This window comes from Cryobacterium sp. TMB1-7 (assembly GCF_004402435.1).
GTDB classification, from domain to species: domain Bacteria; phylum Actinomycetota; class Actinomycetes; order Actinomycetales; family Microbacteriaceae; genus Cryobacterium; species Cryobacterium zongtaii.
In genome coordinates, this window is the sequence record NZ_SOFZ01000006.1 from 22,640 (window position 1) to 39,160 (window position 16,521).

The window sequence follows — 16,521 nt, forward strand, 5'->3', positions numbered from 1 at the left end:
ACCGAAGGAACTGAAACCATGTCCACGACCACGCTCGCGCCCACCCGACGCTCCTTCGACTACAAGACCTTCCTGGCCAACAACGGCGCCCTGGTCGGCCTGGTGGTGCTCTGCATCGCCCTGGTCATCGCCACGCCGGACTTCCTGACCGGCCAGAACCTGCTCAACATCGGCATCCAGGTGTCGACAGTGGCGGTGCTCGCCTTCGGCATGACCTTCGTCATCGTCGCCGGCGGCATCGACCTGTCTGTCGGCGCCGTCGCGGCCCTCTCGGCCATGGCCTCCGGCTGGTTCTTCGTCAGCGCCGGCCTGCCCGGCTGGATGGCGCTCGTCGGCGGCCTCGTCGTGGGCCTGCTCGCCGGCGTCATCAACGGCGCCGCGAACGCCTACGGCAAGCTGCCCTCCTTCATCGCCACCCTGGCCATGCTCAGCGTGGCCCGCGGCCTCACCCTGGTGATCTCCGACGGCCGGCCGATCAAGACCGCCCCTGAGGTGTCGTTCCTCGGCGGCAACATCGGCCCGGTGCCGATGCCCATCGTGATCCTGGTCCTGGCCGCGCTGGTGGCCTCCTTCATCCTCAACCGCACCGTGCTCGGGCGCTCCATGTACGCCGTCGGCGGCAACGCCGAGGCCGCCCGGCTCTCCGGCCTGCCGGTGAAGCGCATCATCGTCACGGTCTTCGCCCTCGCCGGCCTCTTCGCCGCGCTGGCCGGACTGCTCCTGGCCGGCCGGCTCGACTCCGCCCAGCCGCAGGCCGCCGCCGGCTACGAACTGGATGCCATCGCCGCCGTCGTCATCGGCGGAGCGTCGCTCTCCGGCGGGCTCGGCAAGATCTCCGGCACCTTCATCGGCGCCCTGGTGCTCGTCGTCATCCGCAACGGACTCAACCTGCTCAACGTGTCGTCGTTCTGGCAGCAGGTGGTCATCGGGCTGGTCATCGCCCTCGCGGTGGGCGCCGACGTGCTGCGCCGCAAGACCCGTAACAGCTGAGCCTTTTCCCTACTTACCTCACACCGACCCACCACAACAAAGGAAACACAATGAAGTCATCCTCCTTTCGCCGTATCGCCGCCGTCACCGCCACGGCAGCACTGATCCTCGCCGGCACCACCGCCTGCGGCCGCGGCGGCGGCGACGAGGCCAGCGGGCCGAAGATCGTGCTCGCGATCTCCACCCTGAACAACCCGTTCTTCGTCGAGCTGCGCGACGGCGCCCAGGCCGCCGCCGACGAGGCCGGCGTCGACCTCTACATCGTCGACGCCCAGAACGACTCCGCCACCCAGGCCAACCAGCTGGCCACGGCGACCGCCGGAAGCACCAAGGCCGTCATCGTCAACCCGGTCGACTCCGACGCCGCCAGCGCCTCGGTGAACGCGCTGATCGCCGCCGACATCCCGGTCATCGGCGTCGACCGCACGGTCAACGACGCCGACCTGACTTCCCTGGTCGCCAGTGACAACGTCGCCGGCGGCAAGCAGGCCGCCGACGAGCTCGCCGCGGCCATGGGGGAGAAGGGCACCGTCATCTCCCTGCAGGGCGTATCGGGCACCTCCGCCAGCCGCGACCGCGGCGCCGGCTTCGACGAGGGCATCGCCGCCTACCCCGACATCACCGTCGTCGCCGAGCAGACCGCGAACTTCGACCGGGCCTCCGCACTCGACGTCACCACCAACCTGCTGCAGGCCAACCCCGGTGTCACCGGCATCTTCGCCGAAAACGACGAGATGGCCCTCGGCGCCATCCAGGCTCTCGGCGCTCGCGCCGGCTCCGAGGTGTCCGTTGTGGGCTTCGACGGCACCGCGGATGGCCTGACCGCCATCTCGGACGGCTCGCTCTACGCCACCGTCGCCCAGCAGCCCGCCGAACTCGGCAAGCTCGCCATCGAACTGGCCGTCAAGGCCATCAACGGTGAGGATGTCGAAGCGACAGTCCCCGTCGACGTCGTTGCCGTCACGAAGACGAACGTGGGCGACTTCTCCAAGTGACCCCGCCAACCCCGCACCCAGACTCCGCGGCGACCCTGACCGGGGTTGTCGTGGTCGGCTCGATCAACGCCGACCAGGTCACCACCGTCGCGCGTCATCCGCTGCCGGGCGAGACTCTGATCGGCACCTCGATCACCGTTCTGCCCGGCGGTAAGGGCGCCAACCAGGCCGTCGCCGCGGCCCAGCTCGGCGCCCGGGTGAGCATGGTCGGCGCGGTCGGCCTGGACGCCCTGGCCTCCTCGGCCACGGCCATCCTCGAATCCGCGCAGGTCGACCTGTCCAGCGTGCGGGCCGTGGACGGGCCCACCGGCCTGGCCCTGATCACGGTGGCCGCCGACGGTGAGAACACCATCGTCGTCATCCCCGGGGCCAACGCCGCGGTGGATGCCGGTGTCGTCGGCCAGAGCGCCGGCCTCATCGCCGGGGCCGCCGTGGTGGTGCTGCAGGGCGAGATCCCCGCAGCAGGAAGCGCCGCCGCCGCACGGCTGACCCGCGGGCGCCTGGTGCTCAACCTGGCCCCGGTGATCGAGCTCGACCCCGCCACGATCGCGGCCGCCGACCCCCTGATCGTGAACGAACACGAGGCCGCGCTGCTCCTGGCGCAGCTCACGCCCGGCACAGCGCCGCCCGCGACGGACGCCGAGGCGGTGGCCCGGCTGCGCGAGTGGGGGGTGGCCTCTGTTGTGCTCACCCGCGGTGCGCTCGGCGCGATCGTCTCCGACGCCGAGGGCACCGAAACGGTGGCGTCCCCCGTCGTGGAGGCGGTCGACAGCTCCGGCGCTGGCGACGCCTTCGTGGGCGCTGTGAGCGCCCGGCTCGCCGCCGGCGACACCCTGCGCGAGGCGGCCCGGCTGGCCGTGCGGGTGGGGGCGTTCGCAGTGCAGTCCCGGGGAACGCAGCCGTCCTATCCGCACGAGGGCGACAGCCTTCCCGAGGTCCGTCCCGATGCAGCCGCCGATTCGGCGATCGACTCCGCCACCGAGAAGAACGAGGCACACCCGTGAAACGCGCCGGCATCCTGAACGCCGACCTGAACGCGGCCCTCAGCCGCCTGGGTCACGGTGACATCGTCCTCGTCGCGGACTGCGGCATGCCCGCACCCGCCGGCGTGCCGGTGATCGACCTTGCCCTGGTGCACGGCGTGCCGCGCTTTGAGCAGGTTCTCGACGCGCTGCTGGGCGAACTCGTCGTCGAGCGTTGCGTGGCCGCGTCGGAGGCGCAGGGCACGGAGGCCGGGGACTGGCTGAGCGGGCGCTTCACCGACATCGAGTACATCGGACACGGTGACCTCAAGGTGCTCTCGGCGTCTGCGCGGGTGTTCGTGCGCACCGGGGAAGCCACCGCGTTCGCCAATGCCGCGCTCGTGTGCGGGGTGCCGTTCTAGGCGGCAGCCGCAGACCACAGCTGGGCACTGCCGCCGATTAGGTTAGCCTTTCCATCCTCTGATCAGGGGGATTAGGCAAGGCTTTCCAGGCTGGCGGAGTCGGCGGGGGGTGCCTATGGTGACTCTATGGCCATCCTCTCGCCCCCGCTGTTCAGGCCCTTTCACGCCGCCCCGGATGCCGCACCGCGCGCCCAAACAGAGGGCGCTTCGCTGGGCGGCAGCCTGGCCACCCGGCTCAACTGGCTGCGCGCCGGCGTGCTCGGTGCCAACGACGGCATCGTGTCCGTGGCCGCGATCGTGGTCGGCGTCGCCGGTGCCGGCGCCTCCACGCCGGCCATCGTGGCGGCCGGCGCGGCAGGGCTCGTCGGCGGGGCCATCTCGATGGCGCTGGGCGAATACGTCTCGGTGAGCAGCCAGAGTGACAGCCAGCGCGCCATGATCGAGAAGCAGAAGCGCGAGCTGCGCGACGACCCGGCCGGCGAACTCGACGTGCTCACCACCCTTTACGAGGAGCGCGGGCTGGCCCCGGCCACCGCCCGCCAGGTGGCGCTCGAGCTCACCGAGAAGGATGCCCTCAAGGCGCACCTCTCGCTCGAACTCAACATCGTCGAAGAGGATGTGGCCAGCGCCTGGCACGCCGCCGCCGCCTCGGCCCTGGCCTTCACGCTCGGAGCGATCCTGCCGTTGCTGGCGATCCTGCTGCCGCCGGAGAACGTCCGGGTCCCGGTGACGTTCCTCGCCGTGCTGGTGGCCCTGGCCCTCACCGGCGCGCTCGGCGCCCGACTCGGCGGCAGTCGCCTCGCCCGCGCCACCGTGCGCGTGGTCACCGGCGGTGCCGCGGCACTCTTCGTCACCTGGCTGGTCGGCACCCTGCTCGGCACCAGCGTCTTCTAGCGGCGCACGCGCGCGGCCGGGAGTGCCCGTTCGTGAGTTACCGCAAAGTGCCCCCTCCGGGCGTCTGAGGGGGCGTTTTGCGGCAAGTCGAGACGTTGCGGCTAGACCAGGCCGAGCAGTCTCGCCGCGCCGACGAGGCAGGCGCCGGCGACGGCGAAGAACACCAGCACCCAGAACAGGCCGGGCAGGTGGCTGAGCCGGGCCAGCTGGTCGGCGTCCGAGGCGGTGCCGCCGCGGCGCGACCGGGTGACCTGCAGCTCGACGACGGTGCGCAGGGCGCCGAGCAGCAGGAACGCGGTGACCAGCACGGCGAAGATGCTCTGCACGGTGGGCGAGCCGAACCAGGTGACCGCGAAGACCACCGCCGCGGTGACCGCCACCGACCACAGCCCGAACCAGTTGCGGATCTGCACCAGCAGCAGCGCCAGCGCCGCAAGCAGCGCCCAGAGCAGGCCGATGTCATGGCTGCGGCTGAGCATCCACGCCGCCCCGAGCCCGAGCAGGGCCGGCGCCGTGTACCCGGCGAGCAGGGTGAAGACCATGCCGGGACCGCGCGGCTTGCCGCGGCTCACGGTGAGGCCGGAGGTGTCGGAGTGCAGCCGGATGCCCTGCAGGCGGCGGCCGCCGAGAGCCGCGACGAGCCCGTGGCCGCCCTCGTGCACGATCGTGATGCCGTGCCGGGTCAGTTTCCAGGCCGGCGGCACCAGCACGAGCAGGGCGGCCGCGGCGATGGTCACCCACACCGTCAAAGCCGGCAGGGGAGCGTTCGTGGCCGAGACGCGGGTCCAGAATTCGAGGAGCAGGTCCATCTCAGCCCTGCGCGGCCAGGACCATTTCCAGGTGCCGCTCCGAGGTGCGGTGCGGGTCCGTGATGTAGTCGCCAGTGGGGCGGGCGCCGTTCTTCTCGTAGAAGCGGATGGCGCGGTGATTGCTCTCGTGAACGTGCAGGTAGATCCGGTCGAGGTGCTGCTCGTCGGCGACCCAGGTGCGGACGGCGCCGAGCAGTCGCGTGGCCACTCCGGTGCGGCCGCGATAGGAGGGGTCGACCCAGACGCCCACCAGGTTGGCGCGAACCGGGCCGCCGATCGGCGGCTCGCCCGGCCGGTAGCTCGGCGGACCGGAGGACACAAAGGCGGCCATCGTGCCGACCCACTGTTCGCCGGGGGTGCGTGCGACAACCTGGAAGCTGGTGGGTTCGGTGTTCCGGGCGCCGCGCTGACGCCAGTCAGTTTCGGTGAGCGCGAGGACGGCGGCGAATGATTCGAAGAAGCCCAACGGGAAGTTCGCGATGGACCGGAGACGGATATCGCGCAGGCCTGCCCAGTCGTCAGCGGTGGGACAGTAGAGCTCCACAGCGCGGGGCGCGGCGGGTGTTCGTGTTTCGGCCATCCATGGAGGCTAGTCGTGTTCTCTGACCAACGGGTCAATCGTTCCGACAGCGCCCGAATCGTCGGCGAGGGTTCGCGCCTGATGGACCCGCTTACCGCACCAGGATCGTCCCCATCATCCCGGCGTCCTCGTGGTCGAGGATGTGGCAGTGGTAGACGGTGCGTCCGGCGAAGTCGGCGAAACTGATGCGCACTGTGGTCTGCCCGCGGGCCGGCACGTTCACCACATCGCGCCACACGACTGCAGCCTCGGCGGTGCCGCCCCGATCGACGATCTGCATCGGCCACACGTGCAGGTGCACCGGATGGTCCATCTCGCTCGTGTTGCGCAGCGTCCACTCCTCCACGCTGCCGGCCAGCACTGTCGTGTCGAGGCGCTCCGGGTCGAACTCCTGCCCGTTGATGGTGAAAGTCATCATCGAGCCGCCGCCCATACCCATTCCCATGTCGAAGCTGAGTTCGCGCCGAGCCGTCACGGTCGCACCGCGCAGGTCGAGCGGTGCCGGCTGGCGTGGCACGGCCCCCGGCGCTGCCACCGGGTCCCCGGTCACCGTGACAGTCGCGAGGGCGACCTCGGTGCCCGTCGCGGCCTGACCGGAGCCGCCCATCATGCCGCCGGAGGTCGCGGTGCCCCGGTCGTAGGCCAGGGTGCGCAACTCGGTTCCGCCCTGCACCGCGGTGACGAGGACATCGGCCCGATTGCCCGGCGCGAGCAGGATCTCGTCCACCTCCGCCGGTCTTTCGAGGCGACCGGAGTCGATGCCGAGCAGCTGCAACCGTTGACCGTCGAGGCGCAGTCGGAGGTATCTGGAGACGCAGGCGTTCACGATCCGCCACCTCTCGCGCTCGCCGGGTCGTAGCGCCAGGACAGGCGCCAATTGACCGTTGACCAGCACAAGCTCGCCCTCCCGGCCCTGCATCCGGTCCGCGGCGGATGCGTCCGCGACCGCACCGACGCCGTCGAGCGTGACGTCCGAGATCACCAGGACCCGTTCCCGGCTGCTCTCGATGGGCACCGGGTCGTCGATGACGATGGTGCCGTACAGGCCGCCGAAGACCTGGTCGGCGACGGTGCCGTGGTGGTGCGGGTGGTACCAGTACACGCCGGGCGGGTGGTCGGCCGGCAGCCGGTACTCGTAGTGGAAGGACTCACCGGTCTTCACCATGACGGCCATGTTGTCGCCGTTTCCCTCCGGCGACACGTGCAGGCCGTGCACGTGCAGGTTGGTCGGGCCGGCCAGGCCGTTGACCAGCGTGACCCGCAGCCGGTCGCCGGGAACGAGCCGCAGCGTGGGGCCGGGCAGGCCGCCGTTGTAACCGAGCACCCTCGCGCTGCGCCCGCCGATCACGGTCGTGGCCGGTGTGGCGGAGAGGGTGACATCGAGCAGCCCGCCGCTGCTCGTCAGCTCGTCGGGCTGGTGCAGGTCGTCACCGCCGACGAACCCGGCTGTGCCCGACGGCCAGGTCGCCCAGAGCGCGGCCGCTCCGCCCGCCACGGCGATGACGCCCAGCCCGCCCAGGGCCAGAACGGTGCGCCGGCTGACGGGGCGGGCCAGGGCTGGCGGTTCCTGATTCCGGGGTGCTGCCGGAGGCGCCCGCATCAGGACACCGGTCTCGGCGTGGCGTCGGGGTGGCGGGCGCCGAGCACCCGGGCTGTGCTCATCTGGGGCCGCAGGTCGAGGCGCCGAAGCAGCTGCGCGTTCACGGCCACCACCACCGTCGAGGCCGACATCAGCAGCGCACCCACTTCCATCGGCAGCACAAAGCCGATCGGGGCGAGGACTCCGGCGGCCAGCGGCACCGCGAGCAGGTTGTAGCCGGCGGCCCACCACAGGTTCTGCGTCATCTTGCGGTAGCTGGCGCGGGAGAGCTCGATCACCGAGAGCACCGATCGGGGGTCGTCGCTGGCCAGGATGACGCCGGCGGAGGCGATCGCGACATCCGTGCCGGCGCCGATGGCGATGCCCACGTCGGCTTGGGCCAGAGCCGGGGCGTCGTTGACCCCGTCGCCCACCATGGCCACCCGGTGACCTTCCTGTTGCAGCTGCACCACGGCGGCGGCCTTTCGGTCGGGGTGCACGCCGGCGAAGACCCTGTCGATGCCGAGCTGGGCGGCCACATTGTGCGCCACGGCCTCGGCGTCGCCGGTGATCATCACCACCGCGATGCCCAGGGCGTGCAGGGCGGCGACGGCCTCCGTCGATTCCGGCCGCACCTCGTCGGCGAGGCCGATGGCGCCGATCACGCGGCCGTCTTGCAGCACGTGCAGCACGATGGCGCCCTCGGCGGCCCAGGCGTCGGTGTGCTCGAGCGGCTCGGCGTGATGGCGGCTGAGCAGGCTCGGCCCGCCCACCGCCACCTCGTGGCCGGCGACCGTGGCGCTCACGCCCACGGCGGTGGCCGCCCGGAACCCGGTGGCCGCTGGAACGGATCGGCCGCGGGCCGCGGCGACGATGGCCGTGGCCAGCGGATGCTCGCTGTCGGCCTCCACGGCGGCCGCCAGGGCGAGCACGTCCTCCTCGGTGTGACCGGCGGCGGCGTGCACGTGACTGACCACGGGTTCGCCCCGGGTGAGAGTGCCGGTTTTGTCGAACAGCACGGTGTCGACGGTACGCATGCTCTCCAGGGCGAGCCGGTCGGTCACGAGCACCCCGCCGCGGGCGGCCCGCTCGGTCGCGATCGACACCACCAGCGGAATCGCCAGGCCCAACGCGTGCGGGCAGGCGATTACCAGAACGGTGATGGTGCGCATCACGGCATCCTCCGGGCTGCCGAGCAGGGTCCACGCGATCGCGGTGAGCAGACCGACACCGAGCGCGAACCAGAACAGCCAGCCGGCCGCCCGATCGGCCAGGCGCTGCGCCCGCGACGACGAGGCTTGCGCCTCGGCGACGAGCCGGCGGATGCCCGCGAGCGCGGTGTCGTCGCCGACCGCGGTCACCCGCAGCCGCAGGGCCGTGTCGGTGGCGACGGTGCCGGCCACGACCGCGGCGCCGGGGCCGCGGCGCACCGGACGGGATTCGCCCGTGATCATCGACTCGTCCACATCGGCGGTGCCCTCGGTGACCTGTCCGTCGGCGGGGATCCGGGCGCCCGGTCGCACGATGACCAGGTCGCCCACCTCGAGGTCGGCGGGAGCGACAAGAGTGACGGTGCCGTCATCCACCCGCTCGGCCTCGTCGGGCAGCAGCGCCGCCAGCGATTCGAGCGCGGACGAGGACTGCGCCAGCGAGCGCATCTCGATCCAGTGGCCGAGCAGCATGATCACGATCAGCAGCGCGAGTTCCCACCAGAAATCGAGCTCCATGGCCAGGATGCCCAGGCTCGCGCCCCAGGAGGAGAGGAACGCCACGGTGATCGCCAGTGCGATGAGCAGCATCATGCCGGGAGAGCGTTGCCTGAGCTCGGCCACCGCGCCGGTGAGGAACGGGCGGCCGCCCCAGACGTACATCACCGTGCCCAGCAGCGGCGAGACCCAGGCGACCCAGGCGGCGTGGGGCAACTCATAGCCCAGGAGCATGGAAAACATGCCGCTGAAGACCACGACGGGAACGGCAAGCACCAGCATCAGCCAGAACAGTTGGCGGAATCGGGCGACGTGATCGCCGTGCCCGGCATGTCCCATGGCCCCATGGTCCATCGAGGTGTGGTCCATCGATTCGTGGTCCGTGTCGGCGTGATTTATCGCGGCCTGATCCGCCGGAGAGGCGCCGTCGGTGGGCTGGTCGATGTGGTGATCCGGGTGGGAAGGCATACCCTTACGTTATACCCCCTAGGGGTACCAGGCAAGGGCAATGAGACTACCGTGGGGGGCACGATCACTTGTGCTCGTCAGGAAAGGAACCTGGATGATGTGGGGATACGGAATGAGCCCGGCCTGGCTCTGGCTCTACGGGTTGCTATCGCTGGGCGCGGTCGTGCTGCTCATTGTGTGGACCGTGCGGGTGTTCCGCGACGACTCGCCCGGCCCGGTGGGCCCGCGCAGGAGCAATGCCCGACGGATCCTCGACGAGCGCTACGCACGCGGCGAGCTCACGGCCGAGCAGTACCGCCAACAGGTCACCGAGCTCGGCGAACAGCCCTGAGCGTGTTCCGGCGCGGCCGAGCGACTACCTAAAGGCGGAGAATTTCGGGACTCGCCGGGCCGGCGACCACGACACGCCGACACGGCCGGAAGATCTCCGCCTGGACCGCAGGCGCGGACGGCAGGTCAGCCGAGATTGATGATCGCGGCCAGCAGATCGGGCTTGAGGGGCCGGTCCGCGAAGATGAGCCGTTCGAGCGCCGCGGTGGCGGGCTGGTCGGACGCCGTGCCGGCCACCCCCTGCCCGCGCCACACCAGGGTGAGCCCGATGCGCTCGAGCACCCGCACCGAGGCGGGGTTGCCGGCCAGAACGCGGGCGGTCACCGGATACGCCGAGGCCTGCGCCGCGGCGAGGGCCACCGTGGCGGCCTCGGTGGCCAGTCCGATTCCCCAGCTGGCCGGGGTCAGCCGGTAGCCGAAGTTGTGCGCCCCGCAGTCCATCAGCGTCGCCGAGGCCACCCCGATGAGCATTCCCGCCGCCAGGGTGGTGCCGGGCAGTGCTGTGCCGGACCGTGCAGTGCCGGGCAGGTCGTGCCGCAACCGAATCGCCCAGCGCCCCAAACCGGATGCGGCCCAGCTCTGCTCGCTCTCGTCGACCATCCGCTCGGCCTGTGCGAGGGCCGTGTGGCGGCCGGTCGGCAGGTGCAGCCAGGTTCCCGGGTCGGCGTAGATGGCGTGCACCTCGGCCACATCGGCCGCGGCGAGAGGTGCCAGTCGCAGGCGGGTCGTGCTGAGGAACTCGGGGGCGCTGGATTCGGGCACCTCCCCATGCTTCCACGATGCGCGGCGCCGGTCATCCGCAGGAGTTGCACCCCGCGCCCCGCACCGGTTGTGACGGGCTGAGCGCGGGGCGCTGTGGGGAGCGGTTAGCGCAGCGCGGAGATCTTCAGCGCCGCCGTCTTGAAGTTCTGGATGCGCTGCTCGTACCGCGCGGCGAGCACGATCAGCAGCACGCCGCCGATACCGAGCCAGAGCCACCACTGCACCGAGACGTAGAGCAGGGCGATCCACGGCCAGAGCTGGGCGAGCGCGTGCAGCAACAGCACCGTGGCGCCGAGCACGAACGGAGCCTGCAACCGCCGCGCGGTGCCGAGCAGCAGCACCGCGATGGCGACCACGCCGAGGCCCACCACGCGCCAGACCGGGCTGACGCTCAGGTCGAGCAGCAGCGACGGCACCAGCAGGAGGAGCAGGCCGGGGGCGAGCGCGGGCCAACTGCCCGCAGCGGGCACCCGCCGCAGGTGCACCAGCCCGGCCGCCACGAGCGCCAGCGCCAGCGGCACGGTGACGATCTCGACGGGGTCCGGCACGTCGTGGAACAGGCCGGCCACGAGCATCCCGGCGGCACCCGCGAGGGCCGCCCCGGCGATGAGCCGGCCCAGCGGGCTACGGTCGCCCCAGAACGCGGCCAGGAACACCGCCGCGAAGACCCAGACCACCAACGCCACCCGCACCGTTGCCAGCGGTGGGTAGCCCAGGGCGACCACTTCGGCGAGCACGGTGCCGAGCATGGCCGCGACGACGAGGCCATACCCACTGCGAAGCGGCAGGCTGGTGGCGTCGGCGGAATCGGTGCTGCGGGTAACCCAGACCAGGCAGGTTCCGGTGGCCACCAGGAGGGCGGCGGCCGGCAGCAGCCAGGCCTCCAGCTCGCCGCTCGGTCCGGCCGGGGCTCCGGGCAGGGTGAGGATCCGCAGGCCCGCGGCGGTCAGGACGGTGAGGGTGCCCACCAGGCAGGCCGGCCAGGCGAGCAGGGTCCAGCGTGGATGGGTTGTCTGCAGGGCGCCCAGGACGGCCAGGGCACCGCCGATCGCCAGGCTGAGCACCGCACGCACCGGGGTGCCTTCAGCGCCGAGGAGAGCGCTGGGCAGCACTAGCGCCGCCAGGCCCACGACGAGACCGGACTGCACCAGACGGGCCGAGGGGACCGGGAACGCGGTACCCCGCGCCCGGCCGATGACCCGCGCCGAGATCAGCTGACCGACGACCAGGGCGATCCCCAGCGGCACGGTGCCCACCTCGACGGGGTCGAGCAGGTCCCGGCCGAGACCGGCGACCAGCACCAGGAAGCCGGCGGCCACGAGCAGCCAGGCCAGCAGGACGCCCGCGCGGCTGCGGTCGAACCAGCGCACGGCGACCTGCAGCACGGCGAACAGCGCGATCAGGGCGATCACCCGGCCCGCGGCGAAGGCCGTATAGGGCAACGCGGCGGTTTCGGTCCCGAGGATGCCGGTGAGGGCGACGATGACGAGGCCGTAGCCGAGCAGACGGCGCGGACCGGCCGGGTCCACGGTCACCGTGACAGCGGCATCCATCGCGGCAGCATCCGCGTGAACCGGCCGTACCAGCGCCGGGGATCTGGCGATGATGACGTAGCCCGCGCCGATCAGCAGCAGGGCGGCCGGCAGGAGCCAGGCCTCGAGCCGCCCGTCCGGGCCGGCCGGCGAGCCGAGCAGCGGCCGGATGCGTCCCGACGCGGCGACGGCGACGGCCACGGCACCGACCAGGACGCCGGGCCAGGCCACAACCCGCCAGCGCGGCCGGCTGATCAGCAAGGCTCCGCCGACCGTGAGGATGCCGCCGACGGTGAGCACCAGTACCGGTCGCAGCAGGGCGCCCTGGGCACCCTCGACCGCACTGGGCAGCAGTACCAGACCCAGCCCCACGGCCAGCCAGGCCTGCAGAACCGGGCCGGCGGCAGACTCCCGCAGGGACGCCGGGTTCCGCGCCGGACCGAGAAGCCCGGCGGCCAGGAGCTGCCCGAGAATCAGGGAGAGCCCCAGCGGACCGGTGGTGAGTTCGAGCGGGGCGGGCAGGCCGAACCCGAGGCCGGCCAGGAGCGCGACCAGGCCTGCGGCCCAGCTGAACCAGGCGAGCACGGTGCCCGCGGGGCTGCGATCGAACCAGTGAAGGGCCACGTGCAGCACGGCGAACAGAGCGACCAAGGCGATCACGCGTCCCTCGGCGCACGGACCGAACGGCAGTGCCGCAGTTTCCGCGCCGAGGATGCCGAGCAGTGCCAGGCCGACGAGGCCGTAGCCGAAGCTCCGGCGCACGGTGCGGGTGCGGGTCGCCGTCGGAGCCGTCGCAACGGAGACGATGAACGGCGTGTGCCGGATGATGATGCCGCCGGTGACCACCAGCAGCAGCGCCGCGGGCAGCAGCCACGCCTCGAGGCGCCAGTCGGCGCCGGCCGCCGGCACCGTCACCAGCGCCAGGATGCGCCCGGTCGCCGTGACCACGACGGCCGCGGTTCCCACGAGCAGGCCGGGCCAGGCGAGCAGGCTCCACCGGGGGCGGCCCAGTAGTACGGCGCCCGCGACGGCGAGCAGGCCGCCGAGGGTCAGGGTGACCAGTTGGCGCACGGCGTCGTCGCTGAGGCCGGCGGCACCGAGGGTCGTGGCGCCGGGTGCGGCCGCCACGACGGCGCTGGGCAGCAGCGCCAGCGCGAGTCCGGCGCCGGTCCAGGCCCACGCTCCGGCGGGCCGGGCGCCATCCGTGGCCCGGAGGCGGGCCGTGACGAGCTGACCGGCCACCAGAGCGAGTCCGACGGGCACCGTTTCGAGCTCGAATGGCTCGACAGTGCCGCCGACGACGGCGGCGCCGGCAGCGAAGCCGGCCAGGGCGGCACTGGTCCACGCCGCGATGGTGCCCAGTGGCACCTGCGGCCGCCAGAGCGCCAGCACATGCCCGACGGCCAGAACGCCCACGAGGGCGATCGCGCGGCCGGCCGCCAGAGCCGAGGTGTCGAACGAGGCCGTTTCCAGCACGGTGAGGGCGCCGAGGGCCACGACCAGGAGCAGGACGGAGGCGCGGTCCCTGGCCAGGCGGGTGCGGGCATCCGGGTGGCGCACCAGCAGGAACGCCGCGACGGCCGTGATGACCACGGTGGGCAGCAGCCACGCCTCGAGCAGCGGTCCCGTGGCGCCCGCGGTGTCGAGCAGGCGCAACGAGCGGGCGATGCCGGTGCTGAGCAGTCCGAGAGCGCCGGCCAGCGCGGTCGCGGCCAGGTAGGCCGAGCGCGGCGGCGCCCAGCGCACGAGCGTGGCGCCGATGAGCAGCACCGCGGATGCCGCGCCGACGATGACCGGACGCACCGGCGACCCGGTTTGCATGCTGAGGGCCAGGGGCAGCAGGGCCACCGAGAGCCCGGCCAGGGTGAGCAGCGCGGCGCCCCGGCTGGCGGTGACGGCGCGGTCGATGCGACCGTAACGCCAGAGCAACGCGGCCAGCAGCAACAGCAGTCCGGCCAGGGGGAGCACGTAGGCCTCCACCGGGGTGGTGCCGGCGCGGGCCAGGCCCCACCAGAGCCCGGCGGTGGCCGCGACGAGCGAGAGCCAGCCGACATGGCGGCGCCAGGAGGCAGAGGCGAAGAGACCGTCGGCGTCGATCGCGGTGAGCAGCAGGACCACCGCGGTGAGCAGCAGCACCAGCCAGCCCAGCTCGGCGAGTCCGGGCCGCAGGAAGACGGAGGCGAGCACCACGGCGGCGCCGATCTCCAGGCCGGCCGACGAACGCGCCCGGCTGCCGGTGGTGCCGCCGATGGTGCGTGCGAGAGTGCGGAGGACCAGGGCCAGTGCCACCGTGAGCAGAGCGGCGATCGGCGCGGCGAGCACCGACACCGTGCCGGGCGCCTCGGTGAGGGAGATGAGGTTCACCGTGAGTGCGAGCACGGCGGGGGCCACGAGCAGCGCGGCGGTGAACCGCTCCCAGCGCAGGCCGCCGCCGCGGGTCAGGGTCCAGAGCAGCATCGCGGCCGCTGTCAGCGCGGCGGCCAGTATGCCGGCGACGGGGGCGGCAGGCAGCATCGTCGCCCGGTCGGCACCGCTCAGGCCGTCGATGATGCGCCCGGTGGGCAGTAGGACGCCCAACAGAGTCGGGGCGAACAGGGTCCAGAATCCTGCTCGGCGTTCTACGGCGGTGAATCCGCCGATCCGGCCCTGGGCCAGGAACAGCTGGAGCAGACCGGTGGCCGACGCCACGGCGAGGGCCACCAGCAGCCAGAGCATGGCCGGAGTGGGCGGCGCGGCCAGGGTGAGCGCTTCCGGAGCGGCGGCGGCGCCGACGAGGGTGAGCACGATCGCTCCGGACAGCAGAGCACCGCGGCCGCCAGCCTGAGACTCGCGGTTCAACAGCAGCCGGGCGACGAACACTGTCAGCACCGCCGACAGCGTGCCGAGCCACCAACTGGCGCTACTGGCCCAGCTCACGGTGTAACCGAGCGCTTCGCTGGCGATGAAGAGTGTCACGACAATCGGCCGGTAACCGCCCAGTGTCAGACGCCCGGCGCGGGCGAGCAGGAGCACGGTGAGGGCGGCGGCGCCCAGCAGCAGATACAGCGGAAGCACCAGCCAGAGCGCCTCGGTGAACGGCACGGCCAGCAGTACCATGACCAAACCGAACCAGGCGAGTATCCGCAGGCGTGGGGCGAGCACCGCACCGGCCCGCCAGAACCCGGCCACCAGCACGGCGACGCCGGTCAGCGTGGCCAGTGCCCAGACGCTCATCTCGTTCACCGAGACGAGCGGATCGCCCGACGTCGTGAACGTCGAGAGCAGGGCGGAGGCCAGCGGCGCGGCGGCTGTGGCCAACGCAACCGCACCGATCGCGGCCACGAACGACGCGGCGGTGAGCGCGGCGGTGAGCAGGGCGATGCGGGCGGGGCCGGTCGCCCGGCGCCGCCAGGCGAGTTCGAGGCCCAGAGCGAGAGTGGCGATGGCCGGCAACGGCAGGGTCACGAGCAGGGTGTTGTCGTCGGTGCGCCAGACGAACACCTCGATGCCGAACACCACCGCCAGCGTGGCCAGGCTGGCGGATGCGTAGGCGAAAGACCGGTAGAGGGCACCCGGTGTGCGCCCGGTCAACGCGACGACGGCGTGAGCGAGAGCGCCCGCGGCGACGGCGCCGAATGTGAGCAGGGGAATCACCGTCTCGGCGGGAGCCACGAATCCGGCGGTCAGCGTGGCGGTGGCCAGGGCGAGGGCGGCCAGCGCGAGCAGGGCGATCCTCTCGGCCGTGCGGTCCACGGCGGGCCAGAACGAGGCCGTTCCCGGCCGGGTAAACCGGTGCAGGAGCGCGCCGGCTGCGACGCCCAGCGCGGCCAGGAACACCCGGGTGACCGGCTCGGCATCCGCGGCCAACCCGGCCGCGAGAAGACCCACAGCCGGTGCGGCCGCGGCGAAACCGGCCACGCTGGCCACCCGCAACGACGACACCGCGTGCCAGAGCAGGAACAGCGCGGTGCACACCGTCAGCGTCACGCCCCAATAGAGGAGGCCGTCGACGGTGCCGAAGCCGAACAGGTCGTTCTCCCGCAACGCCCAGGCGTCCAGGAGCACCAGCACCACGGCGAGGGCGCCGATGCCCTCTGCCGTGCTGACCAGACCCTTGCGCCGCAGCAGCCCCGCCGTGATCAGCATGGCCACGGTGAAGAGCCCCACGATGGCCGAGCGTACGGCCAGGCCGGCGACGACGAAGGCCACGGTGAGGAAGACGATCGCCGCGACCGACACGAGGGTGACACCCACGAGCAGCAGCACGACCTGCACGCTCGAGCGCTTGTGCGGGGTCGGCGTCGCCGGTGCGGGGGTGCTCGGCGGGGTCGGCGGCGTGTGGGCGGCCGGGCGAGCCGCCGGAGAAACACCGGGCAGAGCGAACGGGGGAACGGGCTGGGCGGACGGGGCGGGTTCGGCGGGCGCGGCGACGGTGGGCGAGGCCGGGGCCGCGGCGGCGACGCTGACCGGGGTCTGCGCGCCGGCCTGGGTGGCGGCGGATGCCTGTGCGAGG

General features: G+C 72.3%; 12 protein-coding genes. 6 read left to right on the forward strand and 6 right to left on the reverse strand.

What is annotated here, in order from left to right:
- The first annotated feature begins 18 nt into the window (after positions 1 to 18).
- From E3O60_RS01095 to E3O60_RS01115, 5 genes are all read left to right on the forward strand, one after another.
- Positions 19 to 990, forward strand: a complete 972-nt coding sequence (locus tag E3O60_RS01095; RefSeq protein ID WP_088457492.1) for an ABC transporter permease — start codon at positions 19 to 21, stop codon at positions 988 to 990.
- Between the two features lie 50 nt (positions 991 to 1,040).
- Positions 1,041 to 1,985: a substrate-binding domain-containing protein gene (locus tag E3O60_RS01100; protein WP_088457491.1), complete on the forward strand. Its 945-nt coding sequence runs from the start codon at positions 1,041 to 1,043 to the stop codon at positions 1,983 to 1,985.
- A complete protein-coding gene (locus E3O60_RS01105) occupies positions 1,982 to 2,989 on the forward strand; it encodes a ribokinase (protein ID WP_241993183.1) in 1,008 nt (335 codons plus the stop codon). Before E3O60_RS01100 ends, E3O60_RS01105 begins: the two co-directional genes overlap by 4 nt.
- Positions 2,986 to 3,369 (forward strand): D-ribose pyranase, encoded by a 384-nt coding sequence (rbsD, locus tag E3O60_RS01110; protein WP_088457490.1) that lies wholly within the window; start codon positions 2,986 to 2,988, stop codon positions 3,367 to 3,369. Before E3O60_RS01105 ends, rbsD begins: the two co-directional genes overlap by 4 nt.
- A gap of 126 nt (positions 3,370 to 3,495) precedes the next feature.
- On the forward strand, positions 3,496 to 4,263 hold the full coding sequence (locus E3O60_RS01115) for a VIT1/CCC1 transporter family protein (RefSeq protein WP_088457489.1): 768 nt from the start codon (positions 3,496 to 3,498) through the stop codon (positions 4,261 to 4,263).
- Positions 4,264 to 4,364: 101 nt separating this feature from the next.
- On the opposite strand, the gene E3O60_RS01120 is transcribed toward E3O60_RS01115, so the two are convergent.
- From E3O60_RS01120 to E3O60_RS01135, 4 genes are all read right to left on the reverse strand, one after another.
- A complete protein-coding gene (locus E3O60_RS01120; protein WP_088457488.1) occupies positions 4,365 to 5,072 on the reverse strand; it encodes a M50 family metallopeptidase in 708 nt (235 codons plus the stop codon).
- Position 5,073: 1 nt separating this feature from the next.
- Positions 5,074 to 5,652: a GNAT family N-acetyltransferase gene (locus E3O60_RS01125; RefSeq protein ID WP_088457487.1), complete on the reverse strand. Its 579-nt coding sequence runs from the start codon at positions 5,650 to 5,652 to the stop codon at positions 5,074 to 5,076.
- 91 nt (positions 5,653 to 5,743) lie between these two features.
- On the reverse strand, positions 5,744 to 7,252 hold the full coding sequence (locus E3O60_RS01130; RefSeq protein WP_134496924.1) for a multicopper oxidase family protein: 1,509 nt from the start codon (positions 7,250 to 7,252) through the stop codon (positions 5,744 to 5,746).
- Entirely contained in the window at positions 7,252 to 9,405 is a 2,154-nt protein-coding gene (locus tag E3O60_RS01135) for a copper-translocating P-type ATPase (RefSeq protein WP_134496926.1), read from the reverse strand. Before E3O60_RS01135 ends, E3O60_RS01130 begins: the two co-directional genes overlap by 1 nt.
- Before the next feature lie 94 nt (positions 9,406 to 9,499).
- Between E3O60_RS01135 and E3O60_RS01140 the strand changes: the two genes are divergently transcribed.
- Positions 9,500 to 9,736: an SHOCT domain-containing protein gene (locus tag E3O60_RS01140; protein ID WP_134408532.1), complete on the forward strand. Its 237-nt coding sequence runs from the start codon at positions 9,500 to 9,502 to the stop codon at positions 9,734 to 9,736.
- A 125-nt stretch (positions 9,737 to 9,861) separates the two neighbouring features.
- On the opposite strand, the gene E3O60_RS18370 is transcribed toward E3O60_RS01140, so the two are convergent.
- Together E3O60_RS18370 and E3O60_RS18375 are read right to left on the reverse strand one after the other, a co-directional pair.
- Positions 9,862 to 10,497: a GNAT family N-acetyltransferase gene (locus tag E3O60_RS18370; protein WP_166788829.1), complete on the reverse strand. Its 636-nt coding sequence runs from the start codon at positions 10,495 to 10,497 to the stop codon at positions 9,862 to 9,864.
- 104 nt (positions 10,498 to 10,601) lie between these two features.
- The coding region (locus E3O60_RS18375; RefSeq protein WP_370448628.1) for an SCO7613 C-terminal domain-containing membrane protein at positions 10,602 to 16,521 on the reverse strand (5,920 nt) is incomplete at its 5' end.